Raw genomic sequence first — 23,471 nt, forward strand, 5'->3', positions numbered from 1 at the left:
TGCGTCAGGGCCGAGACGTTCATCTCGAAGCGCTTGGTGAGCTGGTCGAGCAGCTCGGCCCGGCGGGTTTTCGCATCTGCTTCAAGGGCCGTTGCCTCATCGGCAAGCTTCTTCGCGATGAGCGCGTCCTTGAACACCTGCACGGACCCGGCCATGACGCCGATCTCGTCCCGGCGGGACGTTCCCTCGATCGTCACCGAAAGGTCGCCGTCGGCGAGCGCACCCATATTCGCCACCAGCTTCTGAATCGGCCTGGAAATGCTGCGACCAAGGCCAAAAGCAATCAGCACGAGAAAAGCCGCCGCACCGGCCACGAGCGCCAGAAACAGGTTGCGATACGATGCGGCGGCGGCCGCGAGATCATCGATATAGACGCCGCTGCCGATCACCCAGCCCCATTTGTCGAAGTTGGCTGCATAGGTGAGCTTCGGGAGAGGCTCGGGCTGATTCGGTTTGGGAAAGAGATAGGCCACGAAGCCGCCGCCGGCCCGGCCGGCTTGCCCGATCTCCTTGAAGAAGGAAATGCCATTCGCATCCTTTACGGCTGAGTTGTCCTTGCCTTCCACCGCCTTATTGAAGGGATGCATCAGCATGACCGTCTGGTAGTCCTGGATGAAGAAGTATTCCGAGCCCCCATAGCGCAGGATGCGCAGCGTCTCGGAGGCGCGCCTCTTTGCGTCATCCTCTGACATCTCGCCTCGCTTCGCGCGGGCGTCAAAATCCGCCACAATGCTGACGGCGGATTCCACAAGATGTTTGAGCTCGGTCTTCTTCTGTTCGGTCAGAATGCTGGAGATCGTGGCGGAGCCAAAGATTGCGAGCGCAACCAGAGCGAGGATCCCGGCCGCGATGCCGGCATAGAACCGGCCGGTGACGCCGGTGAGAAAACGCGCAAATTTGTTTCGGATGGTAGAATTCTTGTCAGACATTTTTCTTTGTGAACCTGCCCGCATCACCACGGGGGGCGCGTGCCCCCACGACACGCTCTACCAGGCGCGCCAAGTCTGTGAGAGTTGTCGAGGCCGTCAATAAGTGGAAACACCTAGCGATTTCTGCCGACTTGTTATCCGTTCTTTAACTCGGCCGGCAGCGCCTCTTCGGGCAGCGGAATCTTTGCCTTCGATGGAAAGAAAAAGCCGCGGATCTCGTGGATCCGCGGCGGATTATACTTTCGACGATGTTGGAGTGCCGTCCCCCTATCGGCCCCAGCGCAGCACGACCGGATCGACACGGCGGGCGACCTCGATCAGACCCTTGCGGGTCTCCGGATGCAGGGACTGCAGTGGATGACGGACCGCGTCCGATCGGATGACGCCGCCCTCCTTCATGAGCACCTTGGCGGCCAGCAATCCGCACTGCCGGTTTTCGTAATTGATCAGCGGAAGCCAGCGTTCATAAGCAACCGCAGCCTCCTCCTTGTCGCCCGCCATATAGGGATCGATGATCTTGCGGATGCCGTCCGGATAGGCGCCGCCGGTCATCGCGCCCGTGGCGCCGGCATCGAGGTCGGCCATGAGGGTAATGGCTTCCTCGCCGTCCCAGGGACCTTCGATGGCGTCTCCTCCAAGAGCGATGAGATCCCGCAGCTTGGACGCGGTGCCGGGCACCTCGATCTTGAAATAGGAGACGTTGGCGATCTCCTTGGCCATGCGGGCAAGGAAGGGCGCTGACAGGGAAGTCCCAGCCATGGGCGCATCCTGAATCATGATCGGAATGCTGATGGCATCCGAGACCCTGCGGAAGAACTCGTAGATTCCAGCTTCCGACACCCTCAGGGTCGCACCGAAGAAGGGCGGCATGATCATCACCATGGCGGCGCCCGCGGCTTCTGCCCGCTTGCAGCGCTCGACGCAGATGTCGGTCGAGAAATGGCTGGTGGTGACGATGACCGGAACGCGGCCGGCGACATGGTCGAGCACCGTCGTCATCACGGTCTCGCGTTCGCTGTCGGTCAGAACGAACTGCTCGGAAAAGTTCGCCAGGATGCAGAGGCCGTCGGAGCCCGCGTCGATCATGAAGTCGATGGCACGTTTCTGGCCTTCGAGATCGAGCCTGCCGTCGTCATCGAAAATGGTGGGGGCCACCGGGAATACGCCGCGGTACGGGCGCGTGGAGGTCTTGCCGGTCGAGGACATGTTTTCTCCCTTCACTATCATCGGCGTCGTGTTCAATGGTTGTCGCGGGGAACGGGTGATCCTGTCCGTCCGACGAGAAAGTCCAGATCGACTCCTTTGTCGGCCTGCAGGACGTGGTCGATGTAGAGTTTGGCCCACCCGCGATCCGCATGCGGCGCCGGCGGAGCCCAGGCGGCGCGTCGACGCTCCAGCTCCTCGGCCTCGACGTGAAGATGCAGGCTGCGGGCGGTGACATCAAGCGTGATCAGGTCGCCGTTCTGCACCAGCGCCAGCGGACCGCCGGCGGCCGCCTCTGGTGCCACGTGCAGCACCACCGTGCCGTAGGCGGTGCCCGACATGCGCGCGTCCGAGATCCGGATCATGTCGCGGACGCCCTTCTTGAGCAGCTTCTGCGGCAACGGCATGTTGCCGACCTCGGCCATGCCCGGGTAGCCCTTCGGTCCGCAGTTCTTGAGCACCATGATGCAGGTCTCGTCGATGTCGAGATCCTCATCGTCGATGCGGTGATGCAGATCCTCAATGGTTTCGAATACGACGGCACGGCCCGTGTGCTGCATGAGTTCAGGCGAAGCCGCCGACGGTTTGATGACTGCGCCGTTCGGCGCAAGATTGCCCTTCAGGATGGCGATGCCGGCCTCCGGCTTGAATGGCTCCTCGAAGGTGGTGATCACCTCGCGGTTCCAGCACGGCGCGTCCTTCACATTCTCCCAGAGCGACTTGCCGTTAACGGTGAGCGTATCCTTGTGCAGAAGGCCGCGCTCGCCCAAGGTGCGCAGCACTACCGGCAGGCCGCCTGCATAGTAGAAGTCCTCCATGAGGAAGCGCCCTGACGGCATGAGATCGACGAGGCAGTGGATCTCGCGGCCGAGCCTGTCGAAATCGTCGAGGGTCAGGTCGATCCCAACCCGTCCCGCGATGGCGAGCAGGTGTACGACCGCGTTGGTCGAGCCGCCGATGGCCGCGAGCGTGCGGATCGCGTTCTCGAAGGCCTGCCTGGTCATTACCTTCGACAGCACGAGATCCTCGTTCACCATCTCGACGATGCGCCGCCCGGCCATGCGGGCGAGATGGTTGCGCCGGGCGTCGGCGGCCGGGATTGCGGCGTTCTCCGGCAGGCCGACTCCGAGAGCCTCGACCATGGAGGCCATGGTGGAGCCGGTGCCCATGGTCATGCAGTGGCCGGCCGAGCGGTTCATTCCACCTTCCGCCTCGTGGAATTCCTGCAGGGTCACCTCGCCCGCGCGCAATTGCTCGCTCATGGAGATGATGTTGGTACCCGAGCCGATATACTTGCCTCGATAGACGCCGCGCAGCTGGGGCCCGCCCGACACGCCGATCGTGGGCAGATCCGCCGAGGCGGCGCCCATCAGCAGGGCAGGGGTGGTCTTGTCGCAGCCCATGAGGAGAACCACGCCATCAAGCGGATGGGCGCGGATCGCCTCCTCCACGTCCATAGCCGCCAGATTGCGGAACAGCATGGCGGTCGGGCGCATGGTCACCTCGCCGAGCGAGGAGACGGGGAATTCGAGCGGGAAACCGCCAGCATCCAGCACGCCGTACTTCACGTGCTCGGCGATGGTGCGGAAATGCGCGTTGCAGGGCGTCAGCTCCGACCAGGTGTTACAGATTCCTATGACGGGCCGGCCCTCGAACTGGTCCTGCGGGAAGCCGCTGTTCTTCAGGAACGAGCGGTAATAGAATCCCATCTTGTCCTGACGTCCGAACCAGGCTTGGCTGCGCAGAGAGCGTTTCTTGTCTTCGGTCATTGTCCCGGTGCCTTCGCAACTGTGTAGCGCCCCGCCGAGCGGGGCTCAAAAGAACGCGACTTTGGTTGAATAGGCGCTCAATCTGATTCATATAATAGTACTAATGGTCAGCTGATAAGGCTGCTAAAGTCGAAGAGCAACGACAAATTTTAGGGAGAAAGCTCATGAAGGCCCGTCATCTTCTGACGACAATCGGCATGGCTGCGCTGATGCTGTCCTCAGGCGCCGCCTATGCCCAGAATAAAATGACCATCGGATTCTCGCAGGTTGGATCGGAATCCGGCTGGCGGGCCGCCGAGACGAAGGTCTCGAAGATCGAAGCCGAGAAGCGCGGCGTCGACCTGAAGATCTCCGACGCGCAGCAGAAGCAGGAGAATCAAATCCGCGCCGTTCGCTCGTTCATTGCGCAGGGCGTCGATGCCATCTTCATCGCTCCCGTCGTGTCGACGGGCTGGGACGCGGTTCTCAAGGAAGCCAAGGACGCCAAGATCCCGGTCGTCCTGCTTGATCGCTCGATCGACACGAAGGACGAGTCCCTCTACCTGACCGCCGTGACCTCCGACACCGTCTATGAGGGCAAGGTGGCCGGCGAGTGGCTGGCGAAGGAAACCGGCGGCAAGTGCAACGTGGTCGAGCTGCAGGGCACGGTGGGCTCGAGCCCGGCGATCAACCGCAAGAAGGGTTTCGATCAGGTCGTCGCCGCCAATCCCGGCATGAAGATCGTCCGCACCCAGTCCGGCGACTTTACCCGGACCAAGGGCAAGGAAGTGATGGAGAGCTTCATCAAGGCGGAGGGCGGCGGCAAGAACATCTGCGCCGTCTATGCGCATAACGACGATATGGCGATCGGCGCGATCCAGGCGATCAAGGAAGCCGGCCTGAAGCCCGGCAAGGACATCAAGATCGTCTCTATCGACGGCGTTCCGGACATCTTCAAGGCGATGTCCGATGGCGAAGCCAACGTCACGGTCGAATTGACGCCGAACATGGCCGGCCCTGCGCTCGACGCGCTCATGGCCTTCAAGAAGGACGGCACGGCGCCCAAAAAGTGGATCCAGACCGAGTCGAAGGTCTTCACGCCCGAGACGGCCAAGGCCGAATACGACAAGCGCAAGGATCTGTACTGAGATCCTAAGTGACGGGCAGCAGGCGAGCGCTCGCCTGCTGCCTGGCCCGTAGGCGGTGAGGACGGGATTCCACCATTGACAGAACAGTCTCATCTTCTCGAGATCCGAGGTCTCACGAAGGGCTTCCCGGGCGTTCAGGCGCTCGACCATGTGGATTTTACGCTGCAAGCCGGGGAGATCCACGGCCTTCTGGGTGAAAACGGCGCCGGCAAGTCGACCCTGATCAAGGTGCTGACTGGAGTCTTCAAGCGCGATGCCGGCACCATCCGGCTTGACGGCCAGGAGATCGAGGCGCGCGATCCCGCGGACGCGCTCTCGCTCGGCATCGGGACCGTCTATCAGGAGGTCAATCTTCTTCCGAACCTGTCGGTCGCGGAGAACCTCTTCATCGGCCGGCAGCCTCACCGATTCGGCCTCGTGCGCACGGGCGAGATGCGCCGTCGCTCAGAAGAGCTTCTGGCAGGCTATGGCCTCGACATCGATGTCGCCAATCCTTTGGGAACCTATTCGGTGGCGGTTCAGCAGATCGTTGCGATCGCCCGCGCGGTCGATCTCTCGGCCAAGGTGCTGATCCTCGACGAGCCGACGGCGAGCCTCGATACGCATGAGGTTGAAACCCTTTTCAAGATTTTGCGGGACCTCAAGAGCCGCGGCATCGGCATCGTGTTCGTCACGCACTTCCTCGATCAGGTCTACGCGGTCTGCGACCGGATCACTGTGCTTCGGAACGGTCGTCTCGTGGGTTCTCGTCCCATCGCCGCGCTGCCTCGCATCGAGCTCGTCTCGATGATGCTCGGCCGAGAGCTGGCCGCCGAGGCACTCCATCGCAACCAGCGCAGGGAGGTGACGGGAGAGCCGCTCGTGGCGTTCAAGGATTACGGCAAGCGCCGTCTCATGGAGCCTTTCGATCTGGCGGTTCGGCCCGGCGAAGTGGTGGGCCTTGCGGGCCTGCTCGGCTCCGGCCGGACGGAAACGGCCAAGCTGGTTTTCGGCATCGAGCGCGCCGACAGCGGTCAGGCCTTCGTCGGCGGCAAGCCTGTGCGCATCGCCACGCCGCGTGACGCCGCCCGGCTGCGGTTCGGCTTCACTCCAGAGGATCGAAAGACCGAGGGCATCGTGGCGGAACTGTCCGTTCGCGAGAATATCATCCTGGCGCTGCAGGCGCAGCGCGGCTGGCTGCGTCTGATCCCGAGACGCCGGCAGGAGGAGATCGCCGACCGCTTCATCAAGCTCCTCGACATCCGGACTCCGGATGCGGAGAAGCCCATCGGGCTTCTGTCGGGCGGCAATCAGCAGAAGGCGCTGCTCGCCCGATGGCTCGCCACCGAGCCGCGCTTCCTCATTCTCGACGAGCCGACCCGCGGCATCGATGTGGGCGCACATGCGGAGATCATCCGCCTGATCGAGCGCCTGTGCGAGGATGGGCTCGCCCTTCTCGTCATCTCGTCGGAACTGGAGGAGATCGCCTCCTACAGCGACCGGGTCGTCGTCCTGCGCGACCGGAGGCATGTGCGCGAACTCACCGGATCCGACGTCAGCGCCAATACCATCATGACAACCATCGCGGGCCATTGAATGAGCGGCATGATTCAGGCCAGTGCTCCTCGCACATTTCCCAAGGGACTTCCGCAGGTTGCGGCACTCCTCATCGTCTTTCTCGTCAACTGGCTCGTCTTCCGCGACTTCTTTGCTCTGCGCCTGCAGGACGGTCGGCTCTTCGGCAGCCTCGTCGACGTTCTGAACCGCGGCGCGCCGGTGGCCATTCTGGCCCTTGGCATGACCCTCGTCATCGCGACGCGAGGGATCGATCTCTCCGTCGGAGCCGTCATGGCCATCGCGGGTGCGACGGCCGCAACCTTGACCGCGCAGGGCTACCCGCTGCCCGTCGCTCTTGCTTCTGCCGCCGGAATCGGACTGGCTTGTGGCCTCTGGAACGGCTTCCTCGTTGCGGTGCTCGAAATTCAGCCCTTCGTCGCGACGCTGATCCTGATGGTGGCCGGGCGCGGTTTCGCGCAGCTGATCACGGAGGGGCAGATCATCACCTTCGTGAGCGAGGGCTTCGCGGCCATCGGTGGCGGCTCCTTCCTGATGCTGCCGATGCCTGTCGTGATCGCCATCGTGATGCTGATCATCACGCATGTGATGGTCCGCTATACGGCCCTCGGCCTCTTCATCGAGTCCATCGGCGCCAATGTCCGCTCGAGCGCCTATGCCGGGATCGGCACCAAGGTCGTGACCATCGCGGTGTACATGTGGTGCGGCCTATGCGCGGCCATTGCTGGGCTGATCGTGACGGCGGACATCCGCGGGGCGGATGCCAACAATGCCGGGCTCTGGCTCGAGCTCGACGCCATCCTGGCCGTGGTGATCGGCGGCACGTCCCTGTTCGGCGGGCGCTTCAGCCTCGGACTCTCCGTTATCGGCGCCCTGATCATCCAGGCCATGAACACGGGAATCCTGCTCAGCGGCTACCCGCCCGAATACAACCTTATCGTGAAAGCCATCGTGGTGCTCGCCGTGCTTCTCGCCCAGTCGCCGGTCCTGTCGGCCGTCCGTTCCGTTTGGAAGGCCAGGACATGATCAGGCGTCATCTTCCCGTCCTCGTCACACTCGCCGTGTTCATCGTCGGCTACCTGATCTGCCTCGCGCAGTTTCCGAGCTTCGCCTCGACCCGGGTGATCGGTAATCTTCTGACGGACAATGCCTTCCTGGGTATCGTGGCGGTCGGCATGACCTTCGTGATCCTGTCCGGCGGCATCGACCTCTCGGTCGGTTCGGTCATTGCCTTCACGGGCGTGTTCCTCGCCGTCACCATCGAGAAATACGGCCTCAATCCCTACTTGGCCTTCGTGCTCATTCTCGGGATCTCGGCTCTGTTCGGGGCCGGCATGGGGTTCCTGATCCATACCTTCCAGATTCCGGCCTTCATCGTCACGCTCGCCGGCATGTTCCTGGCGCGCGGCCTGTGCTTCGTCCTGACGACGGATTCGATCCCGATCAACGCGCCCGCTTATGGTCAGATCACGGATATCGCCTTCGGACTTCCGGGCGGGGGGAGGCTCACCTTCATCGCCATGATCATGCTGGTCACGTTCGGGACAGGCATCGTTCTGGCGCATTACACGCGCTTCGGCGCCAATGTCTACGCGCTCGGCGGCAACAGGACCTCCGCCCAGCTGATGGGTATACCCGTCGGAAGGACGACCATCCGCATCTACATGCTGTCGAGCTTCCTCGCGGCCTTGGCCGGGATCGTGTTTTCCTTTTATACCTCGGCCGGCTACTCCCTGGCGGCGACCGGGGTCGAACTCGACACGATCGCGGCGGTCGTCATCGGCGGTACCCTGCTCACGGGAGGCCACGGGACGATTATCGGCACACTCGTGGGCGTGCTGATCCAGGGATTGATCCAGACCTACATCACGTTCGAGGGGACCTTGAGTTCGTGGTGGACCAAGATCGCCATCGGGGCTCTGCTGTTCGCATTCATCGTGCTGCAGCGGGGGCTGTCGGCGGCGTCGCTTCGAACACGGTAGAGCAAAAGGAGACGGGTGTTGCTGAACGATGTCCAGAGGCCTTCGAGAGCGCGATCAGCCCATGATCTCGTTGCCCATGGGATCGGCCAGAACATCATGCAGGGCCGTTTCCCTGTCGGCAGCACCCTGCCGGGGGACGCGGAGCTGATGGAGCTCTACGGCGTCTCGCGAACGGCCCTTCGGGAGGCGATGAAGACCTTGGCGGCGAAAGGCTTGATCGAGTCGAAGACCAAGGTCGGCACGAAGGTTCTCGATCGCAACAACTGGAATATGTTCGATGCCGACATCATCGAATGGCATCTCGAGATGGGGGTCGATGCCCGCTTCCTCGGGTGGCTCTTCGAGATCCGGCAGATGCTCGAGCCCCTCGCCTGCGCCACCGCCGCCGTGCGGCGCACGCCCGAACAGCTCAAGGAGATGCATCGGGCCCTCCAGGCCATGTACCAGTGCGAGAGCAGCCGGCAGGGCTTCACCAAGGCGGACCTCGCCTTCCATCAGGCCATTCTGGAGGCTTCGGGAAATCCCTTCCTGCAGTCGATCGGATCGGTCATCGGCGCGGCGCTCGCGACCTCGTTCACGATCAGCTCCCCGGTATCCAGCGACGACCGCTTCCGGGAAGTGATGCGGCAGCATCAAGCCGTATACGATGGCATCGAACAAGCCGATCCCGCGGCGGCGAGCGAGGCGATGTCCGACCTGATCCTGCAGGCGGCGCAGAGGGTCCAGATCAAACATGAGGAAAGCTCGCTGGCGAATGTCCAGGTCCATGCTTTCTCCGGAGTGGAGTAAACCTCCCGGTGGGATCACTGCTCCAGACCAACAGAGGCTTGGGTCGGTTCCTTGCTGCGCTGATTAGTATTATAGTATGATTTATGGCTTGGCGGGAGAGGACTAACACTCCGCCGGCAAAGTGGAGGGGGAGGGCTGTTCCAAGGGATGGCTCTGACTTTATCATAGGTGAAACGGGCGGCCTGGATGCCTCACGTACGGGAGGCCGACAGGGAGCCCGGAACGAAGAATGCTGAATATGCGCCGGGCGAGAGAATGTCGTTCCGGGCATGGACGAGAGGGAGAACGACCTTGAAGACATTCACGACCACATTGGCGGCCGTGGCTCTTGGAGCCTTTGGACTGCTTGGCGCCGCTCAGGCGCAGGATAAGGGTACGGTCGGCGTGGCCATGCCGACGAAGTCGTCCGCGCGCTGGATCGACGACGGCAACAACATGGTCAAGGTGCTCAAAGAGAAGGGCTACAACGTCGACCTGCAATACGCCGAGGACGATATCCCGAACCAGCTCTCGCAGATCGAGAACATGATTACCAAGGGGGCCAAGGTTCTTGTGATCGCGGCGATCGATGGCACGACCCTCTCCGATGCGCTGCAGCAGGCTGCCGATAAGGGCATCAAGGTCATCGCCTATGACCGCCTGATCCGCAACTCGAAGAACGTCGACTACTACGCCACCTTCGACAACTTCCAGGTCGGCGTGCTCCAGGGCGGCTATATCGAGAAGGCCCTCGGCCTGAAAGAGGGCAAAGGCCCGTTCAACATCGAGCTGTTCGGCGGCTCGCCGGACGACAACAACGCCTACTTCTTCTATAACGGCGCCATGTCCGTTCTCGAGCCTTACATCAAGAGCGGCAAGCTCAAGGTGGTCAGCGGCCAGACCGGCATGGACAAGGTCTCGACCCTGCGCTGGGACGGCGCTGTCGCCCAGGCCCGCATGGATAACCTTCTGTCCGCCTTCTACACCGACAAGCGCGTCGATGCGGTTCTCTCTCCCTATGACGGTCTGAGCATCGGCATCATCTCCTCGCTCAAGGGTGTGGGCTACGGCACGCCGAAGCAGCCGATGCCGGTCATTACCGGGCAGGATGCCGAGGTGCCCTCGATCAAGTCGATCCTCGCCAAGGAGCAGACCTCGACGGTGTTCAAGGACACCCGCGAACTGGCTAAGGTCACTGTCAACATGGTCGATGCCGTGCTCTCCGGAAAGCAGCCGGAAGTCAACGACACCAAGACCTATGAGAACGGCGTGAAGGTGGTTCCGTCATACCTGCTGAAGCCGGTCAGCGTCGATGCCTCGAACTGGAAGGAAGTCCTGGTCGGCAGCGGCTACTACAAGGAAGACCAGTTCAAATAATTGGTGCGATGAAGAATGGACCCTGCGCGCTCGCGCAGGGTCCTTGCTCGTTTCTGGAAGGCTTTTTGCCTGAGGTCATGCAATGAATGCGATCCTTGAGATGCGGGGGATCACCAAGACGTTCCCGGGCGTGAAGGCGCTCGACAACGTCAACATCTCGGTCAAGGCCGGCGAGATTCATGCCCTGGTGGGCGAGAACGGCGCCGGAAAATCCACGCTGATGAAGGTCCTGAGCGGGGTCTATCCGCACGGCTCCTATTCCGGCGAGATCCGCTACGAGGGCGAGGAGCGACGTTTCTCGGGCATCGCCGACAGCGAGAAGCTCGGCATCATCATCATCCACCAGGAACTTGCCTTGGTGCCCCTCCTGTCGATCGCGGAGAACATCTTCCTCGGCAACGAGCAGGCCAAGTACGGGGTGATCGATTGGTCGATTGCATTTGCAAGAACCAAAGAGCTGCTGAAGCTCGTCGGCCTCAACGAATCTCCCGACGAACTGATCACCAACCTCGGTGTGGGCAAGCAGCAGCTGGTGGAAATTGCCAAGGCGCTTTCCAAGAAGGTGAAGCTCCTCATCCTGGACGAGCCGACCGCCAGTCTGAACGAGAAGGACAGCGATGCGCTCCTGACCCTGCTGCTCCGGTTCAAGGAGCAGGGCATCTCGTCGATCCTGATCTCGCACAAGCTCAACGAGATCTCGAAGGTCGCCGATTCCATCACGGTCCTGCGCGACGGCGGCACGGTCGAGACGCTCGACTGCCGGGCGGAGGAGGTGAGCGAGGACCGGATCATCCGGGGCATGGTGGGCCGCACCATGGAAGATCGCTACCCGACACGCGAGCCAAAGATCGGCGAACCGATCTTCCAGGTTGAAAACTGGTCGGCCTATCATCCGCTCCACAGCCACGTGCAGGTGGTCAAGAACGTCAACTTGACCATCCGGCGCGGGGAGATCGTCGGCATCGCCGGGCTGATGGGGGCAGGACGAACCGAGTTCGCCATGAGCCTGTTCGGCCGCAGCTACGGCCAGAACATCTCTGGCCGAGTGACCCTGCACGGCAAGGAGATCGACGTCGGCACCGTCGAGAAGGCCGTTTCCAACGGCATCGCCTATGCGACCGAGGACAGGAAGACCTATGGCCTGGTTCTGGCCGAGGACATCCGCAAGAACGTGACGCTCGCCAATCTCGAGGGCGTCTCAAAAAATCTCGTCATCGACGATATTCAGGAACTGGCGGTCGCCAACGACTACCGGGGCAAGATGCGGATCCGGTGCTCCAACGTCTTCCAGGAGACGGTGAACCTCTCCGGCGGTAACCAGCAGAAGGTGGTCCTGAGCAAGTGGCTCTTCTCGGATCCGGAAATTCTGATCCTGGACGAGCCGACCCGCGGCATCGACGTCGGGGCGAAGTACGAAATCTACACGATCATCAACCGACTGGCCGATGCCGGCAAGGGTGTACTCATGATATCCTCGGAAATGCCGGAACTGCTCGGCATGTGCGACCGGATCTATGTCATGAACGAAGGCTCCCTGATTGCCGAGCTCGACATCGCCGAGGCATCCCAGGAAAAGATCATGCACGCTATCGTTAAGTCGGGGAGACGCTGAGATGGACACGAGAACCGCTGACGAGCTTCACGTTCCCCAGCAGAAAACGTCGTGGATGGAGTTCGTCAAAACCCATTTCCGCGACTACGGCATGCTGCTGTCGCTTCTGGTCATCATGCTGTTCTTCCAGGTGGTGACCGACGGAACCCTGCTGCGACCGCTCAACCTCACCAACCTGGTGCTCCAGAACAGTTACATCGTCATCATGGCGTTGGGGATGCTCCTGGTCATCGTGGCCGGGCACATCGACCTCTCGGTCGGCTCTATCGTGGGCTTCGTCGGGGGCCTTGCCGCCATGATGATGGTGCGCTGGGGCTTCGATCCCGTGACGACCACCATCGCCTGCCTGATCGTGGGTGGGCTCATCGGTGCCGCTCAAGGCTACTGGGTCGCGTATTTCAAGGTCCCGTCCTTCATCGTCACGCTTGCCGGCATGCTGGTGTTCAAGGGCCTGACCCTGGCGCTCCTTGGCGGCATGTCGGTCGGCCCATTCCCGGTGGTGTTCCAACGCCTGAGCTCCGGCTTCATTCCGGACGTCTTTGGTGGCGAGGGCTTCAACTACACGGCGCTGTTTCTGGGTGCCGCCAGCGTGGCTGCGATCATCTATTTCAGCTTCCGCAGCCGGGCCAATCAGCTCAAGCATGCAGTCGAGACGGCACCCTTCGGGCTGTTCCTGTTCAAGAACGGCCTTCTGGCCGTTCTGGTGGTTGCGTTCTGCTACCTGATGGCGACCTATCGCGGCCTGCCGAACGTGCTTGTCATCATGGCGGTGCTGATCGCCCTTTACGCTTTCGTGACCAACCGTACCACGATCGGCCGGCGCATCTATGCGCTCGGAGGCAACGAGAAGGCGGCCAAGCTGTCGGGCATCAAGACGGAGCGCCTGACCTTCCTGACCTTTGTCAACATGGGTGTGCTGGCGGGACTCGCCGGCCTGATCTTCGCCGCCCGCCTCAACACCGCGACCCCGAAGGCCGGCCTCGGGTTCGAGCTCGACGTGATCGCGGCCGTGTTCATCGGCGGCGCCTCGGCGACAGGTGGCGTCGGCAAGGTGACGGGTGCGGTTATAGGCGCCTTCGTCATGGGCGTGATGAACAACGGCATGTCGATCCTCGGCATCGGCATCGACTATCAGCAGGTGATCAAAGGCCTCGTGCTGCTCGCGGCCGTCTCGCTCGACGTCTACAACCGGAAGAAGTAGGCGCGCTTCCACTGACACGACTCAGCAGAACGGCGAGCCTCGGCTCGCCGTTTCGATTTGGGATGAGGCTGAAAGCGTTAAGCTTAGCGGGCCTCCGCCGTCATGCCGGCGGCTTCAGGAACGGGACTTTTGGTCAAGGTCATCCTGTCATTGCGCCGGTCGCAGGACACTGTGACGAAGCCGTCCGAGGCATTGATGCGAACGGTCACGATGTCGCTCGTGCTCACCAGCTTGACCGGCTCCTCGTCAACATCCTGCGCGGCCTCGTTGATGATCGAAAGGCACTCGCCGAAAGGCATGGATGCAACGCGGGTATCGGCCGACTGAGCGGCAGACCCGACCGCCAGGGCACCCAGGGTGCCGAGCGTGATTGCAAACGAAGTGGAGCGCATTGACCGATTCTCCCAACACTCGGAGATCACCACGCCCGAGAGTTTTCCGCTGTGTCCTATCGCACAGGGAAGGAACGTGCCTCGTCATAGGCCGTTCCTCGGTATCAATGTCGCAGGGGGAGGGTGGCCGCCGGCAACAGGCATCGCATGGCCAGGGTTAGAGAAGGGTGAAGAACCTCAACCACTCGACTCCTTCCGTTGTGCGGACATCCGACGTCCTCTCTCCTCGGCGTCCTCGAGAGCTTCAGCCAGCAGGCGACGGCTCTGCAGCAGGGCTTCTGCATCGTGTGCCACTCGGCTCAACGAGCCTAGGATCTTTTCGGCCTCCCTCTCATGACGGGTCTCGGGCATGACAATCTCCAGTAAGCTGTGCTGATCCAACCGCCTGACCGTTCCCAGGTTCCTGCACGCCATACCGACCTTGAGAGGAGCCATATTTCTGACGTAATAGCGTATAATTTAAATCGTATTGCACAGCTGCTTCGGGGACTATGTTCCTGGTGTGGAATCGACTAGTGCTTGATCCCTCCTATTGCGCGTTCAGACATGATTCATCCCAAGATTGTCAGGGATGGTCCCATGCCGACTGGCGGACCAGACCCTTTGAAGGATGCTCTCGCTCTCCAGGCCCGGGTGAAAGGCCTGCAAGCCCTGCTCGAGTTGCAGCGTTGGCAGATCGAGGTGCTCAACAACAGACTTCATCCCACCGAACCGGGTGCCATCGCGGCGCGGCGTCTGCTCGCCATCAAGCGCAGCGAAACCGGACGGGATCAGTTCAGGGTACCAAAAAGCGTGAACGATCCTTGATGCTTCGAACAAATGAAAAGGCCCGATGGCGACATCGGGCCTTTCGCTTTTCGAGGGCAGGGCCTGATCAGTTGAACTTGTAATTCATGCCGGCGCGGAGCACGCCGAACTCGGCATCGCGGTTCACGTTGACCCGACCGCCGAGATTGTAGTTGTCCTTCGTGTCGAGATCGACATAGAGGCCTTCGACCTTGGCGGTGAAATTTTTGGTGATGGCATATTCCACCCCGCCGCCGAGGGTCCAGCCCCAGTTGATCTCGTCGCCGCTGTGATAGCCGAGCAGCGGGTCATAGCCCCGGTTGCCGCCGATATCGCCATAGGCGAAGCCGCCCGTGCCATAGACGAGGGCCCGGTCGAAGGCGACACCAGCGCGCGCGCGGATCGTGCCGAAGAAGCCATCCGAATCGCCGGGATAATAGGTCGTGCCGTAGGACGCGCCCTTGTTGCCGACGGCGGCGTATTGCAGGTCCGTTTCAGCGCCGGCCACGAACATGCCGAACTGATAGTTGTAGCCAGCCTGAGCACCACCGACGAAGCCGCCGCTCCGGCGCCCCTTGATGGTGCCGAAAGCCGGATCGTAGAAGCGGCTGTCGCCCGCGTTCCAGCCGTAGCCGGCATTCAGACCGGCGTAGAAGCCCGTCCAGGTGAAGACAGGAAGAGCATTGTAGGCGGGAGCAGGAGAATAACGGCCCGGCAGGTCAGCCGCGTGCGCCGGCGAAGCCGCAATGACAAGAGCCGCCGTGGCAGCGAGCAGTCCAAGAGCAGAGGTACGCATTACTGTATTCCGTGCTTTGCAACCAAGATCAGATAGGCATTTATTGCCCGTCCCGGGTGTAATAAAGGATAGCGAGAGAATGTTGCAATATCGGAAGCGGGAACCATTCGAAATATGATTGACGATTGATGAACGTTTACTGTTCATCAACCATTTCAGCCGCGCCCGACTTGAGGTCTTGCGCCTGTTGTGCGCAGATCCCAGCGTGAAGTTTGGCCGCGAGGCCTCCAAGTAAGAGACAAAACTTGGCCTCGCCTTTTTCGGGGCGAGGCCTTTTTGCATTGGGCGTGCGTCTCAGGAGTCACGAAGGTTCAAGGCCTTTGCGCGGCGGGCGACAACATCCACATCTGCACTCATCGGCAGGACGGTCGGATCGAGATCCTCGATAAGAAACCACTTTGCCTCAAGAGCATCGTCGCCGGCGATCGGCTCGCCTGAAATCCAACGGCATTGCACGGCGGTCAGAATATAGTGCTGCTGAACCTGCCCGCCTGAACCCCGCGTGATGACATCGAGCGTGGTGATGACATCCTGGGCTTCCGCATGAACGGCGGTTTCCTCCAGAAGCTCCCGCATCGTCGCTTCCTCGACCGTTTCGCCGAACTCGATCTTGCCGCCGGGAAAGCCCCATAGACCGGCATCGGGCGGGTTGGTGCGCCGCACGAGCAGAGTGTAGCCGTCCCGGATCACGACGGCAATGACGGCAGGAATCGGGGATGTGAACATGAAAAAGGCCCGGCCATGAACGGCCGAGCCTTAATACAATGCAGCGCCGATGTGGAGTGTGGTCAGCGACCCGAGCGGTGCAGTGCCGATTGCAAAGGCTCGAGGCTCTTGGTGAACCAGAGAGCCGTGGTCTCGGCGATATCTTTCCACTGCGAGGAAGCCGCCTCAAAGACCTGACGAGCCGCTTGGCTCTGGGCGTTGAAGGCCTCAGGAAGTGGGGACGGTTTGATGGCCGAGCGCCACAGGTCGAGCGCAGCATGGCGCTGCGTGATCATGGCGTCGATGATCTTGTCGTTCACCTCGAGGGCGCCCTTGGCCGATGCCGCCGCCGCTTCGCTCATGGCTTGGCGGAGGGCATCACCCTGCTTCCTGGCGGATGAGAAGAAGGTTCCGGCCTCAATGGGAGCTGTGGCAGTCGCAGAAAGGGGAACGGGCGTCGCCTCGGTGACGGCCTCGACCGTGTCGGCGGTCGGGATGGCAGCCATCTCGACCAGATCGCCGGCTTTCTGCATGCTCTTGGCTGTACTCTTGGCTTTGGGCTTCTTCACTTCCGCCATCGTGACGTCCTCGCAAGGTCTAAAGGAGCAGGGTGCTTACTTCTTGGATCCGGGCTGCTTCATGGCCGATTGAGCCAGAGAGCCGAACTCCTTCATCTGGGTCTGCATCGCCTCGAACTGGGTCCGGACGAACTCGGCCTGGATCTGCATGGCTTCCTGCATGTCCTTCGCGCGCACCATCCGCTGAGCGAGGTCGAAGGCAGCCGAGAGGTTCTGCTCGGTATAGGCGAAGGTCTTGCGCGCAGCATCCTTTGCGCTGGCCTGAACGGTGTTGGCTGAGCCTTCGAAAGTGTCGGCAGTCTTTTGAGCGGCGCTCATGAAGCCGTCGATGGCCTTGCGGGCCTGCTCGACGCTCTTCTCGGCGAAGTCGCGCATCTCCGGGGGAACTTCATAATTTTGGGTCGGGTTCGTGGCCATAGGATACTCCTGCTCGTTGAGGGATTTGTGCAGTGCAATATCACATTGTGCGCTGCAAAATCAACTCCCTTTTGCGTCGCCCTTATTAAGGTTACCTGAAAGTAAAAGGATTCAAGTGTCGGTGCTTTGCATGCTTGGCCGCTGATATTAGGCTAAAAGCTCTGCCAGAGGTGGATCGAAGGCAGTTCACAGCAAGGACCGTTAATGACGGGCGGACCCAACCCATTCGAGGCGCTGATGGCGCGGCTTGCCGCGGAGCCGGACTTGCGCCTTCTGGCCGAGCCTGACGCGGGCGTGCTTGTCTGGGACCAGACTGGCGACAGGCTGCTTTGGGCGTCTCCAGCGGCCCGGGGGGTGCAGGACGCATTCACCGACGGGACGGGGCAGGTGGTCCCGGGGTTCCGGGCTCATGACCGCATCAAGGCCCTGGCAGGTGGCCGCGCACCGCGGCAGGGAGTTCGCCAGGAGCGGCTCCGCCTTGATCCGAACCGCCCTTGGCTCCCAGTCGCGGCCCTCTGCCGTCTGGAGTCGCTGGAGAATGGCGAAAACGTCTTGGTGACAGTTTTCTCCGGCGGCGTGCCGAAGCCCTCGTCCCGTCCTCGCACAGTCCAGCCGGTCGAGGAAACGGCTCCCGAGCCCGTTGTGCCAACCGACGTCGAGAGCGCCTCTCCGCCCATCAAGCGAACCGGTCCGGTTCGCTTCATCTGGCACGCGGATGCACAGACCCGTTTCACCGATGTGTCGCCTGATCTTGCCCGGGCTGTGGGACCGATCGCTGGCAACATCCTCGGTCTGACATGGGAGGAGGTGGCCCAGACGGTCGTTGAGGATCCTGACGGGGCCGTGGCGGCCCTTTTCTCGCGCCGCGAAACCTGGAGCGGGCACACGGTTCTTTGGAGCGTCGACAATTCACGGCTGCAGGTGCCCGTCGACTGGGCCGGCATGCCGGTCTTCGGCTTGGGCCGGGAACTCGTCGGCTTCCGCGGCTTCGGGCTCCTGCGCATGGAGGATGTTCGCGAGCGCGAGGCACAGGATGAACCCTCGATTGTCCCGGCCGATCTGATTGCACAAAGCCTCGTCAACGACGAGACGCTGCCGTTCCGTCCCCCTGAGGAGATGCCGGATGAGGAGCCTTCCGCCGAACCCGAGCAGCCCGGAGAGGAAAGTTGGTTTTCGAGTCTTCGCCATCGAGTGACCGAGGCTCTGTCCACTCCCAGGCCGTCTGATCCGGAGCCGCGCGAGCAGAGCCGTCCTGCCGAAAAGACTGGTCAGACATCGGGACTTTCCACTGCGGAGCGCAACGCCTTTCGTGAGATCGCCCGCGCGCTGGGGGCGCGGCTGGAGCACAACGGGCCAGCCCAGGATGATAGGGTCCCTGAAGAGCCGGTGGGTGCTCCCGAGCCCGGTCCGTCCTCACTGGAGCCGCCGACTGCTTCAGATAAGGGTGACCGGGTGCTCGACCGCCTGCCCATCGGTGTGCTGGTCCATCGCGGCGAGACCGTCTTGTTCGGCAATCGCTTTCTTCTCGACCTGACCGGCTACGACGACATCGAACAGATCCGCTCGGACGGGGGGATCGTCCACCTGTTTCGCGGCTCCCCCGCTCTCGGCGGTGCAGGCGACGGTGACTCTACTCTCGCGCTCACCACAAGGGCCGGCGAGACGATCGCCGTTGCCGTGCGCTCCGCGTCTGCCGAGTGGGGGGGCGAGCCGGCCGATCTGATGGTCGTCCGGATTGCGGCCGGCGGCGACGCTCCGGCGTCTGTCCAGGACAGCCGGATCCATGAATTGGAGGCGATCCTCGATACGGCAACCGACGGCGTTATTGTGCTCAACGAAACGGGACGCATCCTCTCCCTCAACCGCTCGGCCGAGGCGCTCTTCGGCTATGACGAGCAGGCGGTGGCGGGCGATGCGATCACCGTTCTCCTGGCCCCGGAGAGCCATATGGTCGCTCTCGACTACCTGGAGAGCCTGCGTACCCCCGGTGTCCGGAGCCTGCTCAATGATGGGCGTGAGGTGCTCGGCCGGGAGCGTCAGGGCGGGTCGATTCCGCTCTTCATGACGATGGGCCGTCTCGGCGACGGGCCGGATCGCCGCTTCTGCGCGGTTCTTCGCGACATCACGGTTTTCAAGCGGGCGGAGGGCGAGTTGATCGGCGCCAAGCACGCGGCCGAGGAGGCGAGCGCTCAGAAATCCGATCTCCTGGCCAAGATCAGCCATGAAATCCGCACGCCGCTGAACGCCATCCTGGGCTTCGCCGAGGTCATGCTCGAAGAGCGGTTCGGCGCCATCGGCAATGAACGCTACAAGGAGTATCTCAAAGACGTTCATGCCTCCGGGTCCCATGTGATCAGCCTCGTGAACGATCTTTTGGATCTTGCGAAGATCGAGGCTGGCCGTCTGGAGCTGTCCTTCACGGGGGTGAGCCTCAACGAACTGGTCTCGTCCTGCGTGACCCTGCTTCAGCCCCAGGCTGCGCGCGACCGCATCGTCATGCGCATGAGCTTCGCGCCGAAGCTGCCGCCGGTGGTGGCCGATGAGCGGTCCATGCGCCAGATCGTCCTCAATCTCGTCTCCAATGCCATCAAGTTCACCGATGCGGGCGGGCAGGTCATCGTTTCCACGGCGATCACGGATCAGGGCGAGGTGGCTTTCCGCGTGCGCGATACCGGGATCGGAATGACGCCCGAGGAGGTCGAAGCGGCGCTCGAGCCGTTCCGCCAGCTCGCCACCTCGCGCAAGCGCGGCGGCACGGGCCTCGGATTGCCGCTGACCAAGGCGCTCGTCGAAGCGAACCGGGGCGCGCTGCAGATCGCGAGCAAGCCAAGCGAGGGAACCCTCGTCGAGGTGATCTTTCCTCCGACACGCGTCCTGGCTGAATAGTGCCTGGCTTCGCGCTCCGCCGCGCCGCTCTGGCGGACGTGCCGACAATCGCCGACCTGAACCGTCGCGTCCGCCAGACCTGCCTGCCTTACCTGCCGGATCTTCACACTCCAGATGAGGATCTCGCCTTCTTTCGGGGGACGGTTTTTCCGACATCCGAGGTCTGGCTGGCCGAGGCGGGCACCCAGCCTATCGGGTTTGCCGCTGCGCGGCAGGATTGGCTGGAACACCTTTACGTCGATCCGGCATGGCACGGAAGGGGCGTCGGATCGGCTCTCCTGTCCTCCGTCAGGGACAATCGTGCCGAGCTGAACCTCTGGACGTTTCAGGAGAACGCGCAGGCACGCCGCTTCTATGAACACCACGGGTTCGATTTGGTCACGGTAACCGATGGTTCGGGCAACGAGGAGCATTGTCCGGATGCCCATTACCGGTGGGCTCGCCCCGAAATCCGGCACGGTTCGTAACCGGATCTTTCCGCGTCATGCTTCCCATCCTCGGCGAATTGCGATCGATCAACGATGCCGATGCATATTGCAGATATGAGCGGCCGCGATACGTACTGGGTTCGGATGCTCCACGAGACGAAGGATCGCCATGTCTACCTATCGCCTCGATCGGCTGTTTTCCCCCCGTTCCATCGCGGTGGTCGGCGCGAGCCCTCGTCCCGGTTCTCTCGGCCTGATCTTCGTGCGCAATCTGATCGCAGGAGGCTTCGACGGAGAGCTTTTTCCCGTCAATCCGCATCATATCGAGGTCGAGGGCAGGCCCTGCTTCGCATCCGTGGAACAGCTTCCGGAGATCCCCGACCTCGTCGTGGTGGCGGTGCCGCCCGAGCGGGTGCTCGGCGTGATTGAGGAGGCTGGTCGAGCGGGCGTGAGCGCCGCCATCGTGGCGACCGCCGGGATGGGATACGGCGCAGGTTCCCTGGGCGATCAGGTCCGGCTCGCGGCGCGTGCTCACGGGCTGCGCATCGTCGGCCCCAACTGCATCGGCGTACTGGCACCGCGCGCCAGGATGAACGCCAGCTTCGCCGCTCATAATGTCAGGCCCGGGGACCTGGCTCTCGTGTCCCAGTCCGGTGCGCTCGCCGCCGGTCTCGTCGAATGGGCCGCCCAGCGGCAGGTGGGGTTCTCGGCCATCGTGTCCCTGGGCGACAAGGTCGATGTCGATTTCAGCGATTGCCTGGACTTCTTCTCCGCCGACAGCGGCACCCGGGCGATCCTCCTCTACATCGAGTCCATCGACAACGCGCAGAAATTCATGTCGGCGGCCCGGGCCGCCGCGCGCGTCAAGCCGGTGGTGGTCATCAAGGCCGGGCGGCACGCTCAGGGAGCCCGGGCTGCCGCGACCCATACCGGGGCCCTGGCCGGGTCCGACGCCGTCTATGACGCGGCCTTCCGACGGGCCGGCCTGCTTCGGGTACTCGACCTCGACCAGCTCTTCGCCGCAGCCGAGACCCTGGGACGGCAGAAGCCGTTTTCTGGAAGCCGTTTGGCAGTTCTTACCAATGGAGGTGGGATCGGGGTTCTCGCCGTCGACCGTTTGGTCGATCTCGGCGGAACGCTCGCGCCCCTGTCGGAGAAAACCCGTAATTCCCTCGACGCCATCCTGCCGCCGACCTGGTCCCACGCCAATCCCATCGACATCGTCGGCGATGCGGACCCGGCCCGGTACGCGGGGGCCCTCGAGGCCCTGCTGGCCGATTCCGAGAACGATGCGGTTCTGATCCTCAACGTGCCCACGGCCATCGCGGGGGCCTCCGACGTCGCCGCAGCCGTTGTCGACGTGGTCCGGCGGGACCGCTCCCGGGGCTACCGGCAGAAGCCGGTCTTCGCCGCCTGGATCGGCGAGGATCCGGACTCGGCCCGCCTCTTCGAGGAGGCGCGGATCCCGAATTTCGCCACTGAGGCCGACGCGGTCCGCGGCTTCATGCAGCTCGTGCGCTACCGGGAGGCGCAGGAGGAGCTGATGGAGACGCCGGACAACCTCCCGCATGACTTCGAGCCGGACACGGAGGCCGCGCGAGCCGTCGTCGCGCATGTGCTGGCGCAGGGCCGGCGCTGGCTCGACCCGCTCGAGGTCAATGCCCTGCTGCGGGCCTACGACATTCCGACGGTGCCGGTCACCCTCGCGACCACGCCGGACGAAGCCGGGGAGGCGGCCCGGCCGATCATCGCCGAGGGAGGCACGGTGGCCGTCAAGGTTCTCTCGCCGGACATCATGCACAAGTCCGACATCGGCGGCGTGAAGCTGGACCTGACCACCGAGGAGGGGGTCAGGAAGGCCGCCGCCGAGATCTTCGAGCGCGCGGCCCGCCTGAAGCCGCAGGCTCATGTGACGGGCGTCACCGTTCAGCCCATGGTGCGGCGGGCCAAGGCCCGCGAGCTCATCGTGGGTCTCGCGGACGATCCCTCCTTCGGCCCCGTCGTGCTGTTCGGGCGCGGCGGCACGGCGGTCGAGGTCATCAACGACAAGGCGCTGGCCCTGCCGCCCCTCGACCTGAAACTCGCGGGCGACCTGATCGCCCGCACCCGGGTGTCCCGGCGCCTGAAGGCCTACCGGGATGTCCCGGCGGCCGACGAGGGAGCGATCGCCCTCACGCTGGTGAAGCTGGCGCAGATGGCCGCCGACATCCCGGAGATCCGCGAGCTCGACATCAACCCCCTGCTGGCCGACCAGACCGGCGTGATCGCGGTCGATGCCCGCGTGGCGGTCGCGCCCGAAACCCGGAAGGGGAGCGGCCATCCGCGGTTCGCGGTCAGGCCGTACCCGAAGGAATGGGAGCGCACGATCAAGCTGCGCAATGGACGGACGGCGTTCGTGCGGCCCGTCCGGCCGGAGGACGAGGCGGAGTTCCGGCGCTTTTTCGAGCAGATCACGCCCGAGGACCTGCGCCTTCGGTTCTTCGCGCCGGTGCGCGACTTCAGCCACACCTTCCTGGCCCGTCTGACGCAGCTCGACTATGCCCGCGCCATCGCTTTCGTGGCCTTCGACGAGGCGACGGGCGAGATGATGGGCGCGGTCCGCCTCCATGCGGATGCCAACCATGAAACCGGCGAATACGGCATCCTGCTCCGCTCGGACCTCAAGGGGCTCGGCCTGGGCTGGGAGTTGATGCGCCTGATGATCGAATGGGCCAAGGTGGACGGCCTGCACGAGATCGAAGGCCAGGTCCTGCGCGAGAATTCCACCATGCTCGACATGTGCCGCAGCCTCGGCTTCTCGGTCCGGGTCGATCCGGATGATCCGGAACTGCGCCTGGTCACCCTGCCGATCGCGTCGATCCACGAGCCGGAAAAGCTCGCGCAGCAGCAGCCGCCGCCGGGGTGAAACGAAGACGGCCCGCCGGGAGGGCGGGCCGTGTCCTGCATCGGAATGATGGCGAA

20 protein-coding genes are annotated in these 23,471 nt (G+C 62.9%); 12 read left to right on the forward strand and 8 right to left on the reverse strand.

The features are described from left to right. The 3 genes from KBI52_RS13760 to KBI52_RS13770 form a co-directional block, all read right to left on the reverse strand. Window positions 1–929: cache domain-containing protein (locus tag KBI52_RS13760; protein WP_210808169.1), on the reverse strand; the 929-nt coding region annotated here is incomplete at its 3' end. 267 nt (window positions 930–1,196) lie between these two features. Continuing rightward, the gene (locus KBI52_RS13765; RefSeq protein WP_173946474.1) at window positions 1,197–2,135 is read right to left on the reverse strand and encodes a dihydrodipicolinate synthase family protein; all 939 of its coding nucleotides are present in this window, start codon (window positions 2,133–2,135) and stop codon (window positions 1,197–1,199) included. A gap of 32 nt (window positions 2,136–2,167) precedes the next feature. Next, window positions 2,168–3,901, reverse strand: a complete 1,734-nt coding sequence (locus KBI52_RS13770; protein ID WP_173946473.1) for an IlvD/Edd family dehydratase — start codon at window positions 3,899–3,901, stop codon at window positions 2,168–2,170. A gap of 164 nt (window positions 3,902–4,065) precedes the next feature. On the opposite strand from KBI52_RS13770, the gene ytfQ reads away from it, so the two are divergent. From ytfQ to mmsB, 8 genes are all read left to right on the forward strand, one after another. Beyond that, on the forward strand, window positions 4,066–5,028 hold the full coding sequence (gene ytfQ, locus KBI52_RS13775) for a galactofuranose ABC transporter, galactofuranose-binding protein YtfQ (RefSeq protein WP_173946472.1): 963 nt from the start codon (window positions 4,066–4,068) through the stop codon (window positions 5,026–5,028). Window positions 5,029–5,094: 66 nt separating this feature from the next. Continuing rightward, window positions 5,095–6,603 (forward strand): galactofuranose ABC transporter, ATP-binding protein YtfR, encoded by a 1,509-nt coding sequence (gene ytfR, locus KBI52_RS13780; RefSeq protein WP_173946480.1) that lies wholly within the window; start codon window positions 5,095–5,097, stop codon window positions 6,601–6,603. After that, window positions 6,604–7,608 (forward strand): galactofuranose ABC transporter, ATP-binding protein YtfT, encoded by a 1,005-nt coding sequence (gene ytfT / locus KBI52_RS13785; RefSeq protein ID WP_173946471.1) that lies wholly within the window; start codon window positions 6,604–6,606, stop codon window positions 7,606–7,608. Then, a complete protein-coding gene (gene yjfF, locus KBI52_RS13790) occupies window positions 7,605–8,564 on the forward strand; it encodes a galactofuranose ABC transporter, permease protein YjfF (RefSeq protein ID WP_173946470.1) in 960 nt (319 codons plus the stop codon). The genes ytfT and yjfF overlap by 4 nt, the downstream gene beginning before the upstream one ends. Before the next feature lie 18 nt (window positions 8,565–8,582). After that, the gene (locus KBI52_RS13795; protein WP_247654383.1) at window positions 8,583–9,353 is read left to right on the forward strand and encodes a FadR/GntR family transcriptional regulator; all 771 of its coding nucleotides are present in this window, start codon (window positions 8,583–8,585) and stop codon (window positions 9,351–9,353) included. 255 nt (window positions 9,354–9,608) lie between these two features. Then, a complete protein-coding gene (chvE, locus tag KBI52_RS13800; protein ID WP_173946478.1) occupies window positions 9,609–10,709 on the forward strand; it encodes a multiple monosaccharide ABC transporter substrate-binding protein in 1,101 nt (366 codons plus the stop codon). 82 nt (window positions 10,710–10,791) lie between these two features. Further along, entirely contained in the window at window positions 10,792–12,321 is a 1,530-nt protein-coding gene (gene mmsA, locus KBI52_RS13805; RefSeq protein WP_173946469.1) for a multiple monosaccharide ABC transporter ATP-binding protein, read from the forward strand. A gap of 55 nt (window positions 12,322–12,376) precedes the next feature. Further along, complete coding sequence (mmsB, locus tag KBI52_RS13810) at window positions 12,377–13,522, forward strand: multiple monosaccharide ABC transporter permease (RefSeq protein ID WP_210272002.1); 1,146 nt, start codon at window positions 12,377–12,379, stop codon at window positions 13,520–13,522. A gap of 83 nt (window positions 13,523–13,605) precedes the next feature. Here the strand turns inward: mmsB and KBI52_RS13815 are convergent, their stop codons facing one another. Further along, on the reverse strand, window positions 13,606–13,914 hold the full coding sequence (locus KBI52_RS13815; RefSeq protein ID WP_173946467.1) for a hypothetical protein: 309 nt from the start codon (window positions 13,912–13,914) through the stop codon (window positions 13,606–13,608). A gap of 579 nt (window positions 13,915–14,493) precedes the next feature. Here KBI52_RS13815 and KBI52_RS13820 point away from each other — a divergent pair. Beyond that, window positions 14,494–14,721, forward strand: coding sequence for a hypothetical protein (locus KBI52_RS13820; RefSeq protein WP_173946466.1), 228 nt, complete (start codon window positions 14,494–14,496; stop codon window positions 14,719–14,721). A 67-nt stretch (window positions 14,722–14,788) separates the two neighbouring features. Here the strand turns inward: KBI52_RS13820 and KBI52_RS13825 are convergent, their stop codons facing one another. From KBI52_RS13825 to KBI52_RS13840, 4 genes are all read right to left on the reverse strand, one after another. Further along, a complete protein-coding gene (locus KBI52_RS13825; protein WP_210808173.1) occupies window positions 14,789–15,496 on the reverse strand; it encodes an outer membrane protein in 708 nt (235 codons plus the stop codon). Between the two features lie 294 nt (window positions 15,497–15,790). Next, complete coding sequence (locus KBI52_RS13830) at window positions 15,791–16,222, reverse strand: NUDIX hydrolase (protein WP_210808175.1); 432 nt, start codon at window positions 16,220–16,222, stop codon at window positions 15,791–15,793. Between the two features lie 62 nt (window positions 16,223–16,284). Next, on the reverse strand, window positions 16,285–16,779 hold the full coding sequence (locus KBI52_RS13835) for a phasin family protein (RefSeq protein WP_210808177.1): 495 nt from the start codon (window positions 16,777–16,779) through the stop codon (window positions 16,285–16,287). A gap of 36 nt (window positions 16,780–16,815) precedes the next feature. Further along, complete coding sequence (locus KBI52_RS13840; protein WP_009763815.1) at window positions 16,816–17,196, reverse strand: phasin; 381 nt, start codon at window positions 17,194–17,196, stop codon at window positions 16,816–16,818. Between the two features lie 204 nt (window positions 17,197–17,400). Between KBI52_RS13840 and KBI52_RS13845 the strand changes: the two genes are divergently transcribed. From KBI52_RS13845 to KBI52_RS13855, 3 genes are all read left to right on the forward strand, one after another. Next, window positions 17,401–20,082 (forward strand): HAMP domain-containing sensor histidine kinase, encoded by a 2,682-nt coding sequence (locus tag KBI52_RS13845; RefSeq protein WP_210808179.1) that lies wholly within the window; start codon window positions 17,401–17,403, stop codon window positions 20,080–20,082. After that, a complete protein-coding gene (locus tag KBI52_RS13850) occupies window positions 20,082–20,549 on the forward strand; it encodes a GNAT family N-acetyltransferase (RefSeq protein WP_262265539.1) in 468 nt (155 codons plus the stop codon). The genes KBI52_RS13845 and KBI52_RS13850 overlap by 1 nt, the downstream gene beginning before the upstream one ends. A 130-nt stretch (window positions 20,550–20,679) precedes the next feature. Then, complete coding sequence (locus KBI52_RS13855; RefSeq protein WP_210808181.1) at window positions 20,680–23,415, forward strand: bifunctional acetate--CoA ligase family protein/GNAT family N-acetyltransferase; 2,736 nt, start codon at window positions 20,680–20,682, stop codon at window positions 23,413–23,415. The last annotated feature ends 56 nt before the right edge of the window (window positions 23,416–23,471 follow it).

This window comes from Microvirga sp. HBU67558, assembly GCF_018069605.1.
Classification (GTDB): Bacteria; Pseudomonadota; Alphaproteobacteria; order Rhizobiales; family Beijerinckiaceae; genus Microvirga; species Microvirga terrae.